The sequence below is a fragment of the Georgenia soli genome (genome assembly GCF_002563695.1).
GTDB lineage: Bacteria > Actinomycetota > Actinomycetes > Actinomycetales > Actinomycetaceae > Georgenia > Georgenia soli.
This window is the reverse complement of sequence record NZ_PDJI01000004.1, coordinates 335,686-355,551: the sequence shown is the minus strand read 5'-3', so window position 1 is coordinate 355,551 and position 19,866 is coordinate 335,686. Positions and strand designations below refer to the sequence as shown.

Annotated in this window: 15 protein-coding genes; 9 read left to right on the top strand and 6 right to left on the bottom strand. The window is 72.1% G+C overall.

The features are described 5' to 3' along the window. Nucleotides 1–40 precede the first annotated feature (40 nt). The 9 genes from uvrC (at nucleotide 41) to ATJ97_RS02975 (ending at nucleotide 9,688) form a co-directional block, all read left to right on the top strand. A complete protein-coding gene (gene uvrC / locus ATJ97_RS03015; RefSeq protein ID WP_098482474.1) occupies nucleotides 41–2,353 on the top strand; it encodes an excinuclease ABC subunit UvrC in 2,313 nt (770 codons plus the stop codon). Between the two features lie 4 nt (nucleotides 2,354–2,357). Further along, entirely contained in the window at nucleotides 2,358–3,308 is a 951-nt protein-coding gene (gene rapZ / locus ATJ97_RS03010) for an RNase adapter RapZ (protein WP_098482473.1), read from the top strand. After that, on the top strand, nucleotides 3,305–4,330 hold the full coding sequence (locus tag ATJ97_RS03005) for a gluconeogenesis factor YvcK family protein (protein WP_098482472.1): 1,026 nt from the start codon (nucleotides 3,305–3,307) through the stop codon (nucleotides 4,328–4,330). The genes rapZ and ATJ97_RS03005 overlap by 4 nt, the downstream gene beginning before the upstream one ends. 17 nt (nucleotides 4,331–4,347) lie before the next feature. After that, nucleotides 4,348–5,328 carry a DNA-binding protein WhiA gene (gene whiA / locus ATJ97_RS03000; RefSeq protein WP_098485179.1) on the top strand — a complete coding sequence of 327 codons (981 nt, stop codon included), beginning with the start codon at nucleotides 4,348–4,350 and terminating at the stop codon, nucleotides 5,326–5,328. A gap of 369 nt (nucleotides 5,329–5,697) precedes the next feature. Continuing rightward, the gene (gap, locus tag ATJ97_RS02995; protein ID WP_098482471.1) at nucleotides 5,698–6,705 is read left to right on the top strand and encodes a type I glyceraldehyde-3-phosphate dehydrogenase; all 1,008 of its coding nucleotides are present in this window, start codon (nucleotides 5,698–5,700) and stop codon (nucleotides 6,703–6,705) included. 168 nt (nucleotides 6,706–6,873) lie between these two features. Continuing rightward, nucleotides 6,874–8,064 carry a phosphoglycerate kinase gene (locus ATJ97_RS02990; protein WP_098482470.1) on the top strand — a complete coding sequence of 397 codons (1,191 nt, stop codon included), beginning with the start codon at nucleotides 6,874–6,876 and terminating at the stop codon, nucleotides 8,062–8,064. Then, nucleotides 8,065–8,862 carry a triose-phosphate isomerase gene (tpiA, locus tag ATJ97_RS02985; protein WP_098482469.1) on the top strand — a complete coding sequence of 266 codons (798 nt, stop codon included), beginning with the start codon at nucleotides 8,065–8,067 and terminating at the stop codon, nucleotides 8,860–8,862. Nucleotides 8,863–9,084: 222 nt separating this feature from the next. Next, on the top strand, nucleotides 9,085–9,330 hold the full coding sequence (gene secG, locus ATJ97_RS02980; RefSeq protein WP_098482468.1) for a preprotein translocase subunit SecG: 246 nt from the start codon (nucleotides 9,085–9,087) through the stop codon (nucleotides 9,328–9,330). Between the two features lie 10 nt (nucleotides 9,331–9,340). After that, entirely contained in the window at nucleotides 9,341–9,688 is a 348-nt protein-coding gene (locus ATJ97_RS02975) for an RNA polymerase-binding protein RbpA (protein ID WP_098482467.1), read from the top strand. A 346-nt stretch (nucleotides 9,689–10,034) separates the two neighbouring features. On the opposite strand, the gene ATJ97_RS02970 is transcribed toward ATJ97_RS02975, so the two are convergent. The 6 genes from ATJ97_RS02970 to tkt all read right to left on the bottom strand — a co-directional run bounded on the left by ATJ97_RS02970 (nucleotide 10,035) and on the right by tkt (nucleotide 19,660). Then, nucleotides 10,035–11,903, bottom strand: coding sequence for an HNH endonuclease signature motif containing protein (locus tag ATJ97_RS02970; RefSeq protein WP_098482466.1), 1,869 nt, complete (start codon nucleotides 11,901–11,903; stop codon nucleotides 10,035–10,037). A gap of 163 nt (nucleotides 11,904–12,066) precedes the next feature. Then, entirely contained in the window at nucleotides 12,067–12,990 is a 924-nt protein-coding gene (locus tag ATJ97_RS02965; RefSeq protein WP_098482465.1) for a glucose-6-phosphate dehydrogenase assembly protein OpcA, read from the bottom strand. A 115-nt stretch (nucleotides 12,991–13,105) separates the two neighbouring features. Next, nucleotides 13,106–14,623: a glucose-6-phosphate dehydrogenase gene (gene zwf, locus ATJ97_RS02960; protein ID WP_245862057.1), complete on the bottom strand. Its 1,518-nt coding sequence runs from the start codon at nucleotides 14,621–14,623 to the stop codon at nucleotides 13,106–13,108. After that, nucleotides 14,620–16,299 (bottom strand): glucose-6-phosphate isomerase, encoded by a 1,680-nt coding sequence (locus tag ATJ97_RS02955; protein ID WP_425432721.1) that lies wholly within the window; start codon nucleotides 16,297–16,299, stop codon nucleotides 14,620–14,622. Before ATJ97_RS02955 ends, zwf begins: the two co-directional genes overlap by 4 nt. Next, nucleotides 16,296–17,435: a transaldolase gene (gene tal, locus ATJ97_RS02950; RefSeq protein ID WP_098482463.1), complete on the bottom strand. Its 1,140-nt coding sequence runs from the start codon at nucleotides 17,433–17,435 to the stop codon at nucleotides 16,296–16,298. The genes ATJ97_RS02955 and tal overlap by 4 nt, the downstream gene beginning before the upstream one ends. A gap of 44 nt (nucleotides 17,436–17,479) precedes the next feature. Continuing rightward, nucleotides 17,480–19,660: a transketolase gene (gene tkt / locus ATJ97_RS02945; RefSeq protein ID WP_098482462.1), complete on the bottom strand. Its 2,181-nt coding sequence runs from the start codon at nucleotides 19,658–19,660 to the stop codon at nucleotides 17,480–17,482. Between the last annotated feature and the right edge of the window lie 206 nt (nucleotides 19,661–19,866).

Genomic DNA, 19,866 nt, shown 5'->3' with positions numbered 1-19,866 from the left:
TCGACCGGGGGTGTCGGCCCGCTGACGTAGGCTCGGGAGCATGGCCGACCCGTCCACGTACCGCCCCCGGCCGGGCGAGGTTCCCGACCTGCCGGGCGTGTACCGCTTCCGCGACCCGCACGGTCGCGTCATCTACGTCGGCAAGGCGAAGAGCCTGCGCAACCGGCTGTCGAACTACTTCCAGGACCTCTCCGCGCTCCACCCGCGCACCCAGCAGATGGTGACCACCGCGTCGTCGGTGGAGTGGACCGTCGTCGGCACCGAGGTCGAGTCGCTCGCGCTCGAGTACGCCTGGATCAAGGAGTTCGACCCGCGGTTCAACGTCAAGTACCGCGACGACAAGTCCTACCCGTTCCTCGCCGTGACGATGGGGGAGGAGGTGCCCCGCGTGCAGGTCATGCGCGGCGCCAAGCGCCCCGGCACCCGCTACTTCGGGCCGTACACGCACGCCTGGGCCATCCGCGACACCGTCGACCAGCTCCTGCGCGTCTTCCCCGTCCGCACCTGCTCGGCCGGGGTGTACCGGCGCGCGCAGTCCTCCGGCCGGCCCTGCCTCCTCGGGTACATCGACAAGTGCTCCGCCCCGTGCGTAGGCCGCATCTCCGTCGAGGACCACCGCGAGCTCGCCGAGGAGTTCTGCCGGTTCATGGAGGGCGAGACCGGCCCGCACCTGCGCCGCCTCGAGCGCGAGATGAAGGAGGCCTCCGCGGCGCTCGACTTCGAGCGTGCCGCCCGCCTGCGGGACGACGTCGGCGCCCTGCGCCGCGTCGTCGAGAAGAACGCCGTCGTGCTGCCGGACGGGACCGACGCCGACGTCTTCGGCCTCGCCGCCGACGAGCTGGAGGCGAGCGTCCAGGTCTTCCACGTCCGGGGTGGCCGGATCCGCGGCCAGCGGGGCTGGGTCGTGGAGCGGGTCGAGGACCTCGACGACGCGGGCCTGGTCGAGCACCTGCTCCAGCAGGTCTACGGCGACGCCCAGCCGGCGGTCGCGCCGAGGGACGAGAAGTCCGTCGGCAAGGCGCGCGCCCGCCGCACCGACGGCCAGGCCACGAGCGTCGACGACGTCCGGCACACTCCCACCACCGCCGTGCCGCGGGAGATTCTCGTGCCCGTCATGCCGACCGACGCGGAGGGGATGACGGCCTGGCTGACCGGCCTGCGCGGCGCCAAGGTGCGCATCCGGGTGCCGCAGCGGGGCGACAAGAAGCACCTCGCCGAGACGGTCCGCACCAACGCCGAGCAGGCGCTGAGCCTGCACAAGAGCCGCCGGGCCGGGGACCTCACCAGCCGGTCGCGGGCGCTGTCCGAGCTGCAGGAGGCGCTCGGCCTCACCGACTCGCCGCTGCGCATCGAGTGCTACGACATCTCCCACACCCAGGGCGCGCACCAGGTCGGGTCCATGGTGGTGTTCGAGGACGGGCTCGCCAAGAAGTCCGAGTACCGCCACTTCATCGTCCGCGGCGAGGACGGCCAGGGCGCCCGGGACGACACCGCCGCGATGGACGAGGTCCTGCGCCGGCGGTTCCGCCGCTACGTGGCCGAGCGGGACGCCGAGGAGCAGGCGCGCCGCGGCCTCGCCGCGACCGACGCCGGTGCCCGGGCCGTCGGGGCGGCGCTGGCGGGGGACGACCCGGACCGCCCCGGAGCCGTCGACATCGACAACCTGGACGACGACGGGGTCCCGCTGCGCTCCGGTCCGGTCGACCCCACCACGGGGCGGGCCCGCAAGTTCGCCTACCCGCCGAACCTCGTCGTCGTCGACGGCGGGCAGCCCCAGGTGGCCGCAGCCCAGCGGGTGCTCGACGAGCTGGGCATCGACGACGTCGCACTGGTCGGCCTCGCCAAGCGGCTGGAGGAGGTCTGGCTGCCGGACGACGACTTCCCCGTGGTGCTGCCCCGGACCTCGCCCGCGCTGTACCTGCTCCAGCACCTGCGCGACGAGTCGCACCGGTTCGCGATCACGCACCACCGTTCCCGGCGCGCGAAGGCGATGACCCGGTCGGTCCTCGACGACGTCCCCGGGCTGGGGCCGACGCGTCAGCGCGCGCTGCTCAAGGCCTTCGGCTCGGTGAAGAACATCCGGGCCGCGAGCGTGGAGGAGGTGGCCGCCGTCAAGGGGATCGGCCCGCGTACGGCACAGGCGGTCCTGGAGGCGCTCGGCGCCCCCGGCGCGTCCGCCGCGTCCGGCGCGTCCGCCGCGGACTCACCGGACGCCGGAGCCACTCCCGACACCGCCACCGCCACCGCCACCACACCGGACGCCGGAGCCACCCCCGACGAGGCAGCCACCAGCCTCGACGGCTCGGTCGAGGTGCACCGCGTCCCTGCCGGCCGTGACCACCTGGCATCCTGAGGGCATGGAGAGACCGGGGAACAACGAGAGCAGGCCACCGACCGTCCCGGAGGGCATCCCCCTCCTCGACGAGGAGGCCAGGCTCCCGAAGAACGACCCGCCGGAGCTCCTCATCATCACCGGCATGTCCGGGGCGGGCCGCTCACGCACGGCAGCGGCGCTGGAGGACCTCGACTGGTACGTCGTCGACAACCTGCCGCCCCGGATGCTCGCGGCGCTCGCCCGGATGATGACCCCCGGCGAGGGTGGCGTGCACCGACTGGCGGCGGTGGTCGACGTCCGCTCGCGGGAGTTCTTTGCCGAGCTCGTCAGCGTGCTCGACCAGCTGCGCATGCAGGGCACGGGATACCGCATCGTGTTCCTCGACGCCGCGGACGAGGAGCTCGTGCGCCGCTACGAGTCCGTCCGCCGCCCCCACCCGCTGCAGGGCGACGGCCGCCTGCTCGACGGCATCCACGAGGAGCGCCAGCTGCTCGCGCACCTGCGTCGCCGGGCCGACGTGCTCATCGACACCACCGACCTGTCCGTCCACGACCTGGCGCGCAAGGTCCGCGAGGTCGTTGCCGGGGAGTCCGACCGGCCGCTGCGTCTGACGGTCCTGTCGTTCGGCTTCAAGTACGGCCTCCCGCTGGACGCCGACCACGTCGTCGACGTCCGCTTCCTCACCAACCCGTACTGGGTCTCCGAGCTGCGCCACCTCACCGGCACCGACGAGCCGGTCCGCGACTACGTGCTCGGCCAGGACGGCGCCTCGGAGTTCGCCGACCGCTACGTCGACGCGATCGCGCCCGTGCTGGACGGCTACATCGACGAGCTCAAGCCGTTCGTCACCATCGCGGTCGGCTGCACGGGCGGCAAGCACCGGTCGGTCGCCATGGCGGAGGCCATCGCCCAGCGGCTGCGGGATCGGGGGCAGTCGGTCCGTACTCTCCACCGGGACATGGGGCGCGAATGAGTCTGGTCCCCGGCGACGGCGAGCAGCGCCAGGCCGGCCTCCAGCGTGGCGCCCGAGGGCCGGCGGTCGTGGCTCTCGGTGGCGGCCACGGGCTCGCGGCGACCCTGGGCGCGCTGCGCCACCTGTCGCAGAACCTCACCGCCGTCGTCACGGTCGCCGACGACGGCGGATCCTCCGGTCGGCTCCGGCACGAGCTGGGGGTGCTCCCGCCCGGTGACCTTCGCATGGCCCTCTCGGCCCTGTGCGACGACGGCGAGTGGGGCCTGACCTGGCGTGACGTGCTCCAGCACCGGTTCGTCTCGGACGGACCGCTCAACAACCACGCGGTCGGCAACCTGCTGATCGTGGCGCTGTGGGAGCTGCTCGGCAACGAGGTCGCCGGCCTGGACCTCGTGGGCCGCCTCCTCGGTGTCCACGGCCGGGTGGTGCCGATGGCCGCCGTGCCCCTCGAGATCGAGGCCGAGGTGCACTCCGGCGAGAGCACGTGCACCGTCCGCGGCCAGTACAACGTGGCCGTGACCCCCGGGCGGGTCGAGCGGATCCGGCTCATCCCGGAGGACCCGCCCGCCTGCCCCGAGGCGGTCGAGGCCGTCCGGGCCGCCGACTGGGTCGTCCTCGGCCCGGGCTCCTGGTACACCTCGGTCATCCCGCACCTCCTCGTCCCGGAGCTCGCCGAGGCGCTGCACGCCACCCCCGCCCGTCGCGCGCTGACGGTGAACCTGTCGGCGCAGGTGGGGGAGACCGACGGGATGACGGCGGCCGACCACGTCCGCAGCCTCCACGAGCTCTCCCCGGGGCTGCGCCTGGACGTGGTGCTGGCCGACCCCTCCGCCGTCGAGGATCTCGACGACCTCACGGAGGCGGCCGCGGCGTGCGGCGCCGAGGTGCTCCTCCGCCAGATCGGTGTGGGGGATGGCACAGCCCGTCACGATCCGCTCCGCCTGGCCGCGGCGTACCGTGACGCGTTCGAAGGTGTGCTGGGGGATGTGGACCGGTCCCGGCAGGAAAGCGCGGGGGAATGAGTGCGAAGATGGCCGGCATGTCGTTGACCTCTGCCGTGAAGGACGAGCTGGCCCGGGTACGGGTGGACAAGGTGTCGGCCCGCAAGGCCGAGGTGGCCGCGACCCTCCGCTTCGCGGGCGGGCTGCACATCATCTCGGGCCGCATCGTGGTGGAGGCGGAGCTGGACGCCGGCATCGCCGCCCGTCGCCTCCGCCAGACGATGCAGGAGGTCTACGGCCACCACTCCGACATCATCGTGGTCTCCGGCGGCGGGCTGCGCCGCGGCAACCGCTACGTGGTCCGCGTGGTGCGCGACGGCGAGTCCCTCGCCCGGCAGACCGGTCTGCTGGACAACCGCGGCCGCCCCGTGCGCGGGCTGCCGCCCCAGGTCGTCTCGGCCGGCGTCGCGGAGGCCACGGCGGCGTGGCGCGGTGCGTTCCTCGCGCACGGTTCGCTCACGGAGCCGGGACGGTCGAGCTCGCTCGAGATCACGTGCCCCGGGCCGGAGGCCGCCCTGGCGCTCGTCGGTGCCGCCCGGCGCATGAACATCGCGGCGAAGGCTCGCGAGGTCCGGGGCATCGACCGTGTGGTCATCCGGGACGGCGACGCCATCTCGGCGATGCTCACCCGCATGGGGGCGCACGACGCCGTGCTGGTGTGGGAGGAGCGACGCATGCGGCGGGAGGTGCGGGGGACTGCCAACCGTCTCGCGAACTTCGACGACGCCAACCTGCGTCGGTCGGCCCGCGCCGCCGTCGCCGCCGGCGCCCGTGTGGAGCGTGCCTTCGAGATCCTCGGCGAGGACATCCCGGAGCACCTCGTGACCGCGGGGCGTCTGCGCCTCGAGCACAAGCAGGCGAGCCTCGAGGAGCTGGGTCAGCTCTCGGACCCGCCGCTGACCAAGGACGCCGTCGCAGGGCGGATCCGCCGGCTCCTCGCGATGGCCGACAAGCGTGCCCACGAGCTCGGGATCCCCGACACCGAGGCCACGCTGACCCCGGAGATGCTGGACCTCTGACCGATCGCCTTCCGTCAGCCGTTTCCCCGGAAATGGCGATGAGGCGGTCAGCCTGACGCCGCGCTGAAGCAAAAACGGTTCGCTGGTGGCAAACCCCCCGGTCCGCCGTCGTGCCGGTGACGAGCGCAGGGTGAGCGCACCGGCCCCGCAGTTCCGGCATTTCGCCGGCCTCCTGTGAGTGCCTTCACAGCTCCACCCCTGACCATGGTCCCCGGGCGTTTTGTCCCTCCGTGGGTAAACTCGGGGGTGCTGGTCGAGGTGATCGTCGCGCTCCGGTGCTGACGAGATCGCTCGCCCGGGAGCACCCAGCGAGGTGCTCACGAATTCCAGACAATGTGTGCGCCGAGCGGCGCACTCCAGGAGGACACTGTGACCATCCGCGTCGGCATCAACGGTTTCGGCCGCATCGGTCGTAACTTCACCCGCGCCGTGCTCGAGTCGGGCGCCGACGTCCAGATCGTGGGCGTCAACGACCTGACCGACAACAAGACCCTCGCGCACCTGCTGAAGTACGACTCTGTGTTCGGCGTCCTCAAGGAGGACGTGTCCTACACCGAGGACAGCATCACCGTGGGCAACCAGACCTTCAAGGCGCTGGAGGAGAAGGACCCCGCCGCTCTGCCCTGGGGCGAGCTCGGCGCCGACATCGTCATCGAGTCCACCGGTCGCTTCACCGACGCCGCCAAGGCCAAGGCGCACATCGACGCAGGCGCCAAGAAGGTCATCATCTCCGCGCCCGGCAAGAACGAGGACGCCACCTTCGTCATCGGCGTGAACCACACCGACTACGACCCCGAGAACCACCACATCATCTCCAACGCGTCCTGCACCACCAACTGCCTCGCCCCGATGGCGAAGGTGCTCGACGAGGAGTTCGGGATCGTCCGTGGTCTCATGACCACGATCCACGCGTACACCGCGGACCAGAACCTCCAGGACGGCCCGCACAAGGACCTCCGCCGCGCACGCGCCGCCGCGCTGAGCATCATCCCGACCTCCACGGGTGCGGCCAAGGCCGTCTCCCTGGTCCTCCCGCAGCTGAAGGGCAAGCTGGACGGCTACGCGCTGCGTGTGCCGACGCCCACCGGCTCGGCCACCGACCTCACCTTCACCGCCGGCCGCGAGGTCACGGTCGAGGAGGTCAACAACGCGATCAAGAAGGCCGCGGAGTCCCCCGAGCTCAAGAACGTCCTCCAGTACACCGAGGACCCGATCGTCTCCAGCGACATCGTCGGCAACCCGCACACCAGCATCTTCGACGCGGGCCTGACCAAGGTGATCGGCGACCAGGTCAAGGTCGTCTCCTGGTACGACAACGAGTACGGCTACGCGAACTCCCTCGTGACGCTGGCCCAGTACGTGGGCGAGCGTCTCTGAGCCTCGCAGCTCGGCAGCAGTGACGGACGTCCGCGTGCGCAGCATCTCGCTCGCGCACGCGGACGTCCGCGCGTCAGGGCCCGCGCGGGTCCCACGCGCCGACGGCCCAGCAGAGGCCGTGCCCGTGAAGAAGAACCAGAAGACGTCGAGACCTAAGGAACGATCTTCGTGAAGACCATCGAGGACCTCGGAGAGCTGCGCGGCAAGCGCGTGCTCGTCCGCTCCGACTTCAACGTCCCGCTCGACGGGACGACCATCACCGACGACGGCCGCATCCGTGCCGCGCTCCCCACGCTCCAGCAGCTGCTGGCCGAGGGCGCGAGGGTCGTCGTCACCGCCCACCTGGGGCGCCCCAAGGGCAGCCCCGACCCCAAGTACTCCCTCGCGCCCGTCGCCGACCGCCTCGGTGAGCTCCTCGGCGCCAAGGTGACCCTCGCAAAGGACACCGTCGGCGAGGACGCGAGGTCCGTCGTCGACGGCCTGGCCGACGGCGAGGTCGCGCTGGTCGAGAACGTGCGCTTCGACGCCCGCGAGACCTCCAAGGACGACGCCGAGCGCGGCGCCTTCGCGGACGAGCTCGCCGCCCTGGCCGACGCCTACGTCTCCGACGGCTTCGGTGTCGTCCACCGCAAGCAGGCGTCCGTCTACGACGTGGCGCAGCGGCTCCCGCACGCCGCCGGCAAGCTGGTCTTCAAGGAGATCGACTCGCTGAGCCGCGCGACGGAGAACCCGGAGCGGCCGTACGTGGTCATCCTGGGCGGGTCGAAGGTCTCCGACAAGCTCGGCGTCATCGCCAACCTGCTCGGCAAGGCCGATAGGCTGCTGATCGGCGGCGGCATGGTCTTCACGTTCCTGGCGGCCAAGGGCTACGGCGTCGGCAAGTCCCTCCTCGAGGAGGACCAGATCGAGACGGTGAAGGGCTACCTCGCCGAGGCGGAGGAGAAGGGCGTCGAGATCGTCCTGCCCACCGACATCGTCGTGGCCCCCGAGTTCAAGGCGGACTCCCCGGCGACCACCGTTGCTGCCGACGCGATCCCCGACGACCAGATGGGTCTCGACATCGGCCCCGAGTCGCAGCAGGCGTTCGCCGCCAAGATCGCCGACGCGAGGACGATCGTCTGGAACGGCCCGATGGGCGTCTTCGAGTTCGAGGCGTTCTCGGCCGGCACCAAGGCCGTCGCCCAGGCGATGTCCGACGCCGACGGCTTCACCATCGTCGGCGGCGGCGACTCCGCCGCGGCCGTGCGCACGCTCGGCTTCGACGAGTCGACCTTCTCCCACATCTCCACGGGCGGCGGCGCGTCCCTGGAGTTCCTCGAGGGCAAGACCCTCCCCGGCATCGCCGTCCTGGAGGACTGAATGGCAACCGCACGCACCCCGCTCATGGCGGGCAACTGGAAGATGAACCTCGACCACCACGAGGCCATCGCGCTCGTCCAGAAGCTTGCCTGGACGCTGAAGGACGCGAAGCACGACTACGGGTCCGTCGAGGTCGTCGTCGTCCCGCCGTTCACGGACATCCGTTCCGTGCAGACGCTGGTCGACGGCGACAAGCTCGACATCCGCTACGGCGCCCAGGACGTCTCGGCGCACGAGTCCGGCGCGTACACCGGTGAGATCTCCGCCGCGATGCTCGCGAAGCTCGGTGTGAGCTACGCCGTCGTCGGGCACTCCGAGCGACGGCAGTACCACGCGGAGGACGACGCGCTGGTCGGCGCGAAGTCGAAGGCTGCCCTCGCCGCCTCGATCACGCCGATCATCTGCGTGGGCGAGGGGCTCGACGTCCGCAAGGCCGGCGAGCACGTCGCGTACACGCTGGCCCAGGTCGACGGCGCGTACGACGGCCTCTCGGCCGAGCAGGCCGCGAAGACCGTCATCGCGTACGAGCCCGTGTGGGCGATCGGCACCGGTGAGGTGGCGACGCCGGAGGACGCCCAGGAGGTGTGCGGAGCCATCCGCGGCCGTCTGGCCGAGCTGTACGACGACTCCGTGGCGCAGGCCGTGCGGGTGCTCTACGGCGGGTCCGTGAAGTCCTCGAACGTCGCCTCCATCATGGAGAAGGAGGACGTCGACGGTGCCCTCGTGGGCGGCGCCAGCCTGAAGGCCGAGGAGTTCGCCGCCATCGTGCGCTACCAGGACCACCAGGTCGGCGCGTAGTCGCAGGACCGTCAACCGCGACGGCCGCACGACGGCCGCACAACGGCTGCCCGAGAGGGCGCCGCTGTGCGGCCGACGTCGTCGTAGGGTTCCACCAGCTACCTGGCGGCCGGAGAAACTCGGCCCGCACGCGCGGGGACGGTCCCTCGGACGTTCTCGATCGCTTATCCTTGGTGACGGCGCCTCGGCGCCCACCGCTCGACACGACGAAACGGACTCACCTTGGACGTACTGCGGATCGCTCTTGAGGTGGCGCTGGTGCTCACCAGCATCTTCCTGATCCTCACCATCCTCATGCACAAGGGAAAGGGTGGCGGCCTCTCGGACATGTTCGGCGGCGGCCTCTCCAGCTCCGTCGGTTCCTCGGGGGTTGCCGAGCGCAACCTCAACCGGATCACTGTCGGCGTCGCGGTGGTCTGGGGGATCACGATCATGTTGATCGGACTGATCCAGAAGTTCGAGATCTGAGGAGATCGTCGTGGCTGGTGGAAGTGCGATCCGTGGGTCTCGCGTGGGCGCGGGGCCGATGGGGGAGACCGAGCGAGGCGAAGCGGCCCCGCGTGTCTGGGTGAGCTACTGGTGCTCCAACGGGCATGAGGTCCGGCCGAGCTTCGCCAAGGAGCCTGACATCGTCATTCCCGAGCAGTGGGACTGTCCGCGCTGCGGGCTGCCGGCGGGGCAGGACAAGGAGAATCCTCCGCTGCCTCCCAAGAACGAGCCGTACAAGACGCACCTGGCCTACGTGAAGGAGCGGCGGTCCGACGAGGACGGCGCCGCCCTGCTGGAAGAGGCCCTCGCGTCGCTGCGCGAGCGTCGCGGCGGCTGAGTCACATCTCGACGCTCCCCGCGCACCTCTGACCCGTGGTCAGAGGTGCGCTGTCGTTTGCCCCTGATCAGAGGGCGCTCGTCGCGACGCTGCTCGCGCGCAGGAGAGCCGCGAACGCGGGTGTCGTGGTGAGCGGCGAGACCATCCACTGCCGGCTCGACACAGAGCGATAGCCGGGCATGCGCAGGAGCCGGCGCGCGGGTGCGCGTCGGCTCCTGGCCTCGGTGGTGGACGGCGGGCGGTGCTGCCATGGTGCGGTGCCCTGCTTCGTTGGCGTGCCGCGAGGGATCGGTGAGGCCGCTCTGGAATCGCCGAGTGCGTGAGGCACCGCGGGACTGCGGCGGTGTTAGAAGGGTGGGTCGGTGTTGGCGAAGAGGTCGGCCCAGCGGTTCGCGGCGGCCGGTGCGCCGGCTGGCGGGTCGGGGATGTGGCGGTACTGGTGGCCGGTGCGGGCGACGGTCCAGATGACGGTGCCGTCCGGCTCGCGGCGCACGTGCCAGCGTTTGGTGGTCTTGAGGTTGTGGTGGTGGCGGCACAGCGGGTGGAGGTTGCAGACGCTGGTCTGCGCCACCAGGTGCGCGATCGCGGGGTCGTAGGCGATGCGGTGGTCCAGGTCGCACACCACCGACGGTCTTGTGCAGCCGGGGAAGGTGCAGGTGATGTCGCGGGCCTTCACGGTGCGGGTCAGGTCGGCGCCGGGCCGGTAGGCCTTGGTGGAGAGGTCCTTGAAGTGGCCGTGCTCGTCGGTCAGCAGTGCCCGCCACGTCGCGTCCTGCGCGAGCTCGCGGGCGAGCTCGGCCGGGATCGGTCCGTACCCCGCCAGGTACCCGGCCTGGTGGTCCAGGCCGAGCAGGGTCCCGGCGCCGACGGTGATCTGCGCCCCGGCCCGGGCGAGGCGCCCCGAGGGCAACGGGTGCCCGGCCAGGTCGACGCCGCGGTCCAGGACCGAGGCGAAGAGGTCGACGAACGCGTCCGCCTGGACCTGGTCCCGGGACCGTGGGTCGGTGTCGTCGCCGTCCACGGCGGCATCGGCCAGCGCGCGCAGGGCGGTCTTGACGGTGTGGGCGTGGTCGGCGCGGACGTAGGCGGTGATCCAGGCCATCGCGTCCGGGGCGGGGGTGATGGTGACCTTGCGGGCGGCGTGCTCGCGCTGGCGCCGCTCCACCCCGGCGTCGGGGTTGATGGACAGGGCGGCGGCGCGGAGCCGGTTGCGCAGCTTCGGCCCGGAGAGCCGGTCGGCGTCCTTGAGCAGCCCGGTGACGACCCGGCGCTGCTGACCCGTGGTCAGGCCCGGCTCCCTCGTGGTCAGCACGGTCGCCTTGCGGGAGTCGATCCGCCCGGTGGTCAGCGCGTCGGCGACCTCGGGGAAGGAGTCCAGGGCGGCGGCGAGGTCAACCTTCATGGCGCCGACGGTGCCGGTGGAGCCGAGGCGGGCGCCGATCTCGGCGGCGGCGGTCTTGGCGGCGGTGCCGGTGGTGCCGTGCCGGTCGGTCAGCTCGCGGACCAGGACGGCCTGCTGGGCCGTGGCCCAGGAGGCCAGGCGCTCGTAGGCGGCGATGCCCTCGATCAGGGTCGCGTCGCCGACGTCGGCGGGGGAGAGGGCGGCGAGAGCGGTGGCCAGCCCGGGCCCGCCCGGCAGGGCCTCCAGGGCCGCCGCGGCGACCGCGTCCGCCCGCCGGGCCCGTGCGGCGGGGTCGTCCCCGGGGATGTCGGCCGCGGCCGGGACCGCGCCGACCGGCACCGCCGCCCACGCCGGCACCGAGGCCGACGAGGCCCCGTCCCCGTCCCCGGCGTCAGGTCCGACGTCGGGCAGACCTTCCCCGACGGAGACGGGACGGTCCGGACCCGCGGCGGGATCGTCGTCGTCTGCGGTGGGGCGGTCGGGAAGCGGGGCGGCATCCTCGTCGTCGGCTGCGGTGAGGCGGCTGGAAGCCGTGGTGGGGCGATCGCCGGTGGGGGCGTCGGCTGCGACATCGGCAGGGTCCTCGGGACCGCCGTCGTCGGAACGAGCCGGGGACGCCGGGCGGCGGCGCAGCAGTGCGAGCAGGCCGGGGTCGAGAAGGAGCACCGGCCCGTCCTCGCCGAGGTCGACCTTCGGGGTCCGTGGTGCGGAGACGAACGGGTACAACGCGGTCGTGAGTCGGCGCTCGAGCACCGACACGTCGGTGCCGCGGTCAGCGCCAGCACCGGCGAACCCGGACCCGTTCTCGAACATGAGTACACACTATGGCGACCCACCGACATCGACCCCCGACGGGAGCCGAACCTGTGGACAGGACGGCACCTGATCCGCCTGAGCGCCGATCGCACGCGCCAGCCGCGCCGCCGCGGCATCGAGCCGGCTCCTTGAAGACGCGGGCAGAGACGACTGCGAGTCGCTACGCCTGTGCGAGCTCTCGCAGACCCTTGGTCAGCACACGCCCGTAGGTGAGGTCCGGGTCGAGCCGCCGCAGCTCCTCGATGAGAGTGTTCTCCGTGTTGCGCTGCGGCAGGTTCACGTGCTGGTCGGGCCGGCCCGGTCGGCTGAGGACGGCGACGGTCGACCCCTCGGGCCGGATGATGCTGATCGGCCCGGACGCCTGCTCAAGAACAACCGACTCGATGGCGTCGTGCCCCTGGTCCACCACGGTCACCGGGCAGTCGAGCGACACCCGCAGCCACGCGGCGAGCAGGTCCACGCTGGGGTGCTCGGGCGCGCCGGCCACGCGCGCGGCGAGCACCGGCTCGGCCGGAGGCTCGTCGAGCGCCGCCGCCAGGAGCGCCCGCCACAGCGTCAGCCCGCCCCAGGCGAGGTCGGTGTCACCCGGCGCATAGCCGTCGGCCAGGGAGTGCAGCGTGCGCACGGGAGCCTCGCACCGCACCGACTCGGTGATCCGGCGCTGCGCCATCGCACCGATCGGGTCGGCCGACGGGGTCGCCGGCGGCGCGGACGGCCACCACGCGACGATGGGAGCGTCCGGCAGCAGCAGCGGCATGACGAGCGTGTCGGGGGCCGTGCCGGCGCCGCCCCGCGGACGCAGGACGACGACCTCCGAGGCGCCGGCGTGCCCACCCACGCGGATCTCGGCGTCGAGCCCCGCCGGCTTCTCCGGGTCGTCGGGGAGCACGACGATCACCCGCATGGGGTGCTCGTGGGACGCGCCGTTGGCCGTGCGGATCGCGCGTTCGGACGAGGCCTCGTCGTCGGGCAGGATCACGAGCGTGAGCACGCGCCCGAGGGCGACGGCGCCGCCCTCGTCCCGCAGGGACACCAGGCGTGAACCGACCTCGGCAGAGTTCGTGCTGCGGAGGGTGACGATCATCCGTTGCTCCTTGTCGTGGCCGACGTCGTCCTGAGCGACGTCGTCATCACCGACGCCTCTGTCATGACCGACGCCCGCGTCGTGGCTGCCGTCCTGATCATGGCTGCCGTCCTCGTCACGGCCGGCGCCAGGTGCGGCCGTCGCGCGCCAGCATGGCGTCCGCCGAGGCGGGACCCCACGAACCGGGCGCGTACTGCTCCGGCTGGCCCCGCCGTGCCCAGTGCTCGAGGATCGGGTCGAGGATCTGCCAGGACAGCTCGACCTCCTTCTGGCGCGGGAACAGCGGCGGGTCGCCGAGGAGGACGTCCAGGATGAGGCGTTCGTACGCCTCGGGGGAGTCCTGCGTGAAGGCGTGGCCGTATCCGAAGTCCATCGTGACGTCGCGAACCTCCATCGCGGTCCCCGGCACCTTGGCGCCGAAGCGGATGGTCACGCCCTCGTCCGGCTGGACCCGGATGACGAGCGCGTTCGCCCCCAGCTCCTGCGTGGACGTCAGGTCGAACGGCAGGTGCGGCGCCCGCTTGAAGACGACGGCGATCTCCGTGACCCGCCGCCCCAGGCGCTTGCCGGCACGCAGGTAGAACGGCACCCCCGCCCAGCGTCGGGTGTCGATGTCCAGGCGCACCGCGGCGTAGGACTCGGTCTCGGAGGTCGGCGGGATCCCGTCCTCCTCGAGGTAGCCGCGGACCTCCTGGCCGCCCTGCCAGCCACCGGCGTACTGCCCGCGGGCCGTGTGGGCGTCGAGGTCCTCGGGGACCTTGACGGCCGAGAGTACCTTCTCCTTCTCGGCCCGCAGAGCGTCGGCCTCGAAGGAGACCGGCTCCTCCATCGTGGTGAGGGCGAGCAGCTGCAGCAGGTGGTTCTGGATCACGTCCCGCGCCGCGCCGATGCCGTCGTAGTACCCGGCGCGCGAGCCGATGCCGATGGACTCGGCCATCGTGATCTGCACGTGGTCGACGTAGTTGGCGTTCCAGATCGGCTCGAACAGCTGGTTGGCGAAACGCAGCGCCAGGATGTTCTGGACCGTCTCCTTGCCGAGGTAGTGGTCGATGCGGAACACCGAGTCCGGCGGGAACACCTCCGAGACGACGGCGTCCAGCTCACGTGCCGAGGTCAGGTCGTGCCCGAACGGCTTCTCGATGACGACGCGCCGCCAGCTCCCCGGCTCCGACCCGGACAGCCCGGACCTGGCGAGCTGGCGCAGCACCAGCGGGAACGCGTTGGGCGGCACCGACAGGTAGAACGCGTGGTTGCCGCCGGTGCCCCGCTCGGCGTCCAGCTTGGTCACCGTCCGGGCCAGCTGGTCGAAGGCGGCGTCGTCGTCGAACTCGCCCTGGACGAACCGGAAGCCGGTCACCAGCTGGCTCCAGGTCCGCTCGTCGAAGGGCGTGCGGGCGTTGTCACGCACCGCGTCGTGCACGACCTCTGCGAAGTCCTCGTCGCTCCAGGAGCGCCGGCCGAAGCCCGTCAGCGCGAACGACGGCGGCAGCAGGCCGCGGTTGGCGAGGTCGTACACCGCGGGCATGAGCTTCTTCTTCGCCAGGTCCCCGGTCACCCCGAAGATGACCAGGCTCGACGGACCGGCGATGCGTGGGAGGCGCCGGTCGAGCGGGTCGCGGAGCGGGTTGCTCACCGTGCGGGTCCCGTGAGGACGCCGGCGAGCCACGCGAGCGCGTCCCGGTTGACCACGTGCAGGCGCAGCACCGGACGCCCGGCCTCGGCCAGCACCCGCGCGTCGCCGGCCGCCTGGGCCGAGATGAGCGTGGCGAAGTCGAAGTCACGCCCGGGGATCTGCACGGACGCGGTCGGCGTGCCCGTGATCTGCAGGAAGACGCCGTTGGCGGGACCGCCCTTGTGGTACTGGCCGGTGGAGTGGAGGAAGCGGGGCCCCCACCCGAAGGTGACCGGCCGGCCGGTCCGCCCGGCGAGCCCGTCCCGTACGTCGTCGAGGATGCCGGCGGCGCGGCCCTCCCGGTCCAGGTACGCCATGACCGCGAGGTAGCCGTCCTCGCCGACCTGGGCGAGGAGCTTCTCGACGGCCTCGTCCACGGAGGACGCGCCGTCGAGCAGGCCCGACGACGCCCGCACCTCGACACCGGAGTCCTCGAACGCGGCCGGCTGGGGCGCCGGCGTGGACTCGAGCACACCGCGGGCGGCCGCCTTGGCGGACTCGACGTTGGGCTGGTCGAACGGGTTGATGCCCAGCAGCCGGCCGGCCACCGCCACGGCGTGCTCCCACAGCAGCATGGTGCCGCCGAGGGTGCCGGAGACGGTGACCTCCGTGCGCGAGTCCTCGGCGTCCTCGTCGCGGTCCGTCTCGTCGGTGAGCGGGGTGAGCAGGACGGGCAGCACGTCGTGCGCGATGTCGGCGAGCTCGGGGGCCTTCGCCCCGACGACGACGGGCAGCAGCCCGGTGCCCTCCTTGCCCGTCGACTCCGCGACCAGCTGCTCGGCCCAGTCGCCGAAGTGGAACAGCCCCGAACCGGCGTCACGGATCACGATCTTGTCGCGCAGCGGCTCGGTGCCCGCGAGGGCGGCGCCCAGCACGAGGGCGGGGTTCGCCTCGGAGTCCTCGGCGAAGAAGTCCGCGACGGCGGCCGCCTCGTCCAGGAGCTCCTCGACGTCGACCCCGGCCAGCGCCGCCGGCACGAGACCGAAGGCGGTCAGCGCGGAGAAACGCCCGCCCACGCTGGGGTCCGCCTCGAACACGGCCCGGTAGCCGGCCTCCTCCGCCGCCTGCTGCAGCGGGGAGCCGGGGTCGGTGACGACGACGATCCGGCTGGCGGCGTCGATGCCGGCGGCCGTGAAGGCAGCCTCGAAGGTGCGGCGCTGGGAGTCGGTCTCCACCGTCGAGCCCGACTTCGAGGAGACGACGACGACAGTCGCCCTCAGGTCCCCCTCCAGCGCCCGGTGGACCTGGTCGGGGTGCGTGGAGTCGAGCACGACCAGCTGCTCGCCGGACGTGCCGGCGATGACCTCGGGGGCGAGGGAGGACCCGCCCATGCCGCACAGGACGACGCGGTCGACGCCCTCCGCGAGGAGCTCCTCGCGGAGCTTCGCCAGCGGCTCGAGCAGCGGCCGGGAGGTCTCGTGCAGCTTGGTCCAGCCCAGGCGGACGGAGGCCTCCGACTCGGCGGCCTCACCCCACAAGGTGGGGTCCTGGCCGCTGAGCCGGCTGGCGACCTTGTCCTCGACGAGCGTGGGCAGGTGGGCGGAGACGGCGCGGGCGGCGTCACCGGTCGCGCTCACCTCGATGACGGCACCCTCCTCGGGGCCGGCCCACGCGATCGTCGCTGCGGATGCGCTCACTTGGCGGCCTCCTGCGTGACGGTGCGGCCCTGGAGGGCGGCCTCGACGGTCTCGAGCAGCTCGGACCAGCTCTTCTCGAACTTCTCCACGCCCTCCTCCTCGAGCACCTGGACGACGTCGGTGTAGGAGACACCGACGCGCTCGAGCTCGTCGAGCAGCTGCCGCGACTCGGCGTAGGTGCCGTGGATCGTGTCGCCCCGGAGCTCGGAGTGGTCGGCCACCGCCTGCATCGTCTTCTCGGGCATGGTGTTGACCACGCCGTCGACCACGAGCTCGTCCACGTACATGGTGTCCGGGTACGCCGGGTCCTTGACACCGGTGGAGGCCCACAGCGGACGCTGCGGGTGGGCGCCCGCCGCGGCCAGCTCCTCCCAGCGCGGCGTGGAGAAGATCTCCTCGTACGCCTCGAAGGCGAGCCGCGCGTTCGCGATGCCTGCCTTGCCGCGCAGCGCCCTCGCCTCGTCGGTGCCGACGGCGTCGAGGCGCTTGTCGAACTCCGTGTCGACGCGGGAGACGAAGAACGACGCCACCGAGCGGATCCCGCCCAGGTCGAGACCGGCGGCGTGCGCGCGCTCGAGGCCGTCGAGGTACGCGGCGGCCACCGCGCGGTAGCGGTCGAGCGAGAAGATCAGCGTCACGTTCACGCTGATGCCCTCGCTGATCGCCTGGGTGATGGCCGGCAGACCCTCCATGGTGGCGGGGATCTTCACGAAGAGGTTCGGACGGTCCACGGTCTGCCACAGCACGCGGGCCTGCTCGATGGTCCTCTCCGTGTCCTTCGCCAGACGCGGGTCGACCTCGATGGACACCCGGCCGTCCTGGCCGCCGGTGGCGTCGTAGACGTCCTTCAGCAGGTCGCAGGCGTGGCGGACGTCGTCCGTGGTGACGGCGAGGACCGCCTCGTCCACGCTGACGCCCTGCCCGGCGAGCGTGCTCATCTGCTCGTCGTAGGAGTCCCCCTTGGACAGGGCGCCGGCGAAGATCGTCGGGTTGGTGGTCACGCCCACCACGTGCTTCTCGTCGACCAGGGCCTTCAGGCCCCCGCCGGTCAGACGCTCACGGGAGAGGTCGTCCAGCCAGACGGAGACGCCGAGCTCGCTGAGCCTGCCCAGCCGGTCGGTGCTGCTGTCACTCATTGCTGCTCCTTGTTCGCGAAAGTTGTGGTGGACGTGACCGTCGATCACTTCGGCAGGTCGCCGGTGCCCGCCTGGGTCGGGACCTGCTCGCCCTGCGGCGCGGCGTCGCCACGGGCGGCGGCGATGGACTCCTTCGCGGCGGCGGCGACGGCCTCGGCGGTGATGCCGAACTTCTCGTAGATGACCTTGTAGTCGGCCGAGGCGCCGTAGTGCTCGATCGAGACGGCACGACCGGCGTCGCCGATGAGGTGGTGCCAGCTCATCGCGATCCCGGCCTCGACGGAGACCCGGGCCCGCACCGAGGAGGGGAGCACCTGCTCACGGTAGGCCTGGTCCTGCTCGGCGAACCACTCCTGGCTGGGCACCGAGACGACGCGCGCCGCGACGCCCTCGCCGGCCAGCTGCTCGCGGGCGGCCAGCGCCAGCTGCACCTCGGACCCGGTGGCGAGGAGGATGACGTCCGGCTCGCCGCCGTCGGCCTCCGCCAGGATGTACGCGCCGCGCAGGGTGCCCTCGGCGGACGCCAGGGTCTCGCCGTCGGCCGCGCCGTCCCCGCGCTCGGGGTTCGGGACGTCCTGACGGGTCAGGACGATCCCGGCGGGGCGGTCGGTGCGCTCGAGGATGCCGCGCCAGGCGTAGGCGGTCTCCGCGGCGTCCGCGGGACGCACGACGTCCAGCCCGGGGATGGCGCGCAGCGCGCTGAGATGCTCGATCGGCTGGTGGGTCGGGCCGTCCTCGCCGAGACCGATCGAGTCGTGCGTCCAGACGAACGTCGACGGCGCACCCATGAGCGCGGCGAGGCGCACGGCCGGGCGCATGTAGTCGGAGAAGGTGAGGAACGTGCCGCCGTAGGGGCGGGTGAGCCCGTGCAGGGTGATGCCGTTGAGGATCGCGGCCATGGCGTGCTCACGGATGCCGAAGTGCAGGGTCCGGCCGTACTCGTGGCCCGGGAACATCTTCGTGGAGCGCTCCACGGGCTGGAAGGACGGCTCGCCCTTCATCGTGGTGTTGTTCGAGCCGGCGAGGTCGGCGGAGCCGCCCCACAGCTCGGGCAGGGTGCCGGCGAGCGAGGAGAGGACCTCGCCGGACGCCTTGCGGGTGGAGACCGCCTTGCCGCCCTCGAAGGCGGGCAGGGCCTCGGTCCAGCCCTCCGGGAGCTCGCGGGCACGCAGCCGGTCCAGGAGCGCCGCGCTCTCCGGGGAGGCGGTGCGCCAGGCCTCGTAGGCGCCGTCCCACTGCTCGTGCGCCGCGGCCGCGCGGGCCGCCGCGTTGCCGCGCGTGTGCTCGATGACCTCGGGGGCCACCTCGAAGTCCTGCTCCGGGTCGAACCCGAGGACGTCCTTGAGCGCCCTGACCTCGTCGGCGCCCAGGGCGGAGCCGTGGATGGCGCCGGTGTTCTGCTTGGTGGGGGAGGGCCAGCCGATGATGGTGCGCAGCGAGATGATCGACGGGCGGTTCGTCTCCGCCTTCGCCGCCTGGATCGCGGCGTGGAGCGCGTGCACGTCCTCGCGGTACTCCGTGTCGCCGTGGGTCCAGTCCACGCGCTGCGTGTGCCAGCCGTACGCCTCGTAGCGGGCGAGGACGTCCTCGGTGAAGGCGATGTTGGTGTCGTCCTCGATCGAGATGCGGTTGTCGTCGTAGATGACGACGAGGTTGCCGAGCTGCTGGGTGCCGGCGAGCGAGGAGGCCTCGGAGGTCACGCCCTCCTGGAGGTCGCCGTCGGAGGCGATGACGTAGACGAAGTGGTCGAACGGGCTCTCGCCGTGGCCGGGCTGGGGGTCGAGCAGGCCGCGCTCCTTGCGGGTCGCGTACGCCATGCCGACGGCGGAGGCCAGACCCTGGCCGAGCGGGCCGGTGGTGATCTCGACGCCCTTGGTGTGGCGGTACTCCGGGTGGCCCGGGGTCTTCGAGCCCCAGGTCCGCAGCGCCTTGAGGTCCTCGAGCTCCATGTCGACGCCGGCCAGGTACAGCTGGATGTACTGGGTGAGCGAGGAGTGGCCCGCGGAGAGCACGAAGCGGTCACGACCGAGCCACTGGTCGTCCGCCGGGTCGAACCGCATGACCTTCTGGTAGAGGAGGTACGCCGCGGGGGCGAGCGACATGGCCGTGCCGGGGTGCCCGTTGCCGACCTTCTGGACGGCGTCGGCGGCGAGCACGCGCGCGGTGTCGACCGCACGGTCGTCGAGCTCGGACCACTCGAGGGCGGGGGCGGGCGTTGTGTTCACTAATCCTCGTTTCCGTCCCGGCAGGGCCCGGGACCTCGTCGGACGGTGGCTCGCTCGTCCGCAGACGGCAGGCGTCACGATCTGTACTTCTGCGACTTTACCGTTGCACGAAGCGGTCAGCCTCGGGTGGCCATGAGTTGTCCCGGGGGCCGGGACCTGGGGTGGTGACGGCCGTCACGTGCCTGCCGCCTGCGCCGTCGACGGGT